General features: G+C 69.3%; 1 protein-coding gene and 1 pseudogene. Both read right to left on the bottom strand.

The window, feature by feature from the left end; genetic code table 11:
* Nucleotides 1-807, bottom strand: an 807-nt coding sequence (locus tag LQV45_RS32035; RefSeq protein ID WP_230011541.1) for a galactokinase family protein, incomplete at its 3' end; no start/stop codon positions are given.
* Nucleotides 804-1,457, bottom strand: a pseudogene (locus LQV45_RS32030) (galactose-1-phosphate uridylyltransferase); the annotation flags it as partial. The pseudogene LQV45_RS32030 and the gene LQV45_RS32035, both read right to left, overlap by 4 nt.

Here is a 1,457-nt window from a genome sequence, read left to right as displayed (position 1 = left end):
GTCCGGGCCCAGCGCCCTCAGGCTGCCGACGCCCAGGCGGCGGGCGCCGTCCTCGCAGGAACGGCGGCGGCTGGCGTAGCCGCCGTCGGCATGGGAATGGCTGGTGCGGGTGTCGATCACGAGCAGCCCCACCCCGGCACCGGCGAAGCCGAGGGCAACCGGCTCGGTCGACAGGTTCTGGCAATCGAGCAGGATGCCATGATCGGGCTCGCCAAGGAGCGAGGCCGACTGGTCCATGATGCCGGTGGGCGCGCCGACCACCCGGTTCTCGGCCAGCTGGCCGATCCGTGCCAGTTCAGGCCTGCCCAGCCCCAAGTCCCAGAGATCGTTCAGGGCCAGGGCCACCGCGCATTCGATTGCGGCGGAGGAGGACAGCCCGGCGCCGGCCGGGACATCCGAGGTCAGCGCCAGGTCCAGGCCGGACATCCGGGACGGGACGCCGGAACCGGCTGCTGAACCGGACGCGACGTCGGAACCGGCGCCGGCTGCTGCCGCCCGGGACATCGCCCAGGCCACGCCGAGGGGGTACGCGGCCCAGCCGGTGAGGCTATCCGGGTCCAGGCGGTCGAGGCTTACCTCTATGACGCCGGGGAAAGAGCTGCTGGTGACCCGGAGCAGACGGTCTGCGCGGACGCGGGCCGCCACCGTGGTGCGCTTGTCGATCGCGATCGGAAACGCGAAGCCCTCGTTGTAATCCGTGTGCTCACCGATCAGGTTGACCCGCCCGGGCGCCGACCACAAGCCGTCCGGCGCGCCCCCAAACTCGCTGGAAAAGTACCCACTTTCCCGTTCAAGGACCTCGTTCATGGCTGGGCTGCTTCCTGTTCTGTTGCTGGGAGTTCTGTGCGGAATGGCTCGAGCCCTGTTGTACGCGGCGGCGGCGATGCTGCCTCCATGGCGTCGCGGAGCCGGGCGGCGGCCGTTTCCGGCGGGATGTCCGCGATGAATGCCCCCATCGCGGCTTCCGACCCTGCCAGGTACTTGAGCTTGTCCTCCTCCCGGCGGGGCGAGGTCAGTTGCAGCATGAGCCGGATGTCGTCCCGGTGGGCGTGGACGGGAGCCTGGTGCCACGCCGAAATGTACGGCGTGGGGCTGTCGTAGAGGGCATCGACGCCACGCAGGAGCTGGCGGTACAGCAGGGAGAACTCATCGCGTTCCTCGTCGGTCGTGGCGGCGAGGTCCGGGACGTGCCGGTGCGGGAGGATATGCACTTCCAGCGGCCAGCGCGCGGCAAACGGGACAAACGCCGTCCAGTGCTCGCCCTGGAGCAGCACCCGCTCGGATTTCTGCTCGAAGCTGAGGATGTCCTCGAACAGCGCGCCGCCGTAACTTTCGATCGTGCGGACCAGCTGGGCCGTGCGCGGCGTGATGTACGGGTAGGCGTAGATCTGTCCGTGCGGGTGGTGCAGCGTCACGCCGATCGCTTCGCCGCGGTTCTCGAACGGAAAGACCTGTTC

The organism is Microbacterium sp. Bi128, assembly GCF_918698205.1.
The sequence above is the reverse complement of the archived record's forward strand: the minus strand, read 5'-3'. Positions and strand labels throughout refer to the sequence as shown.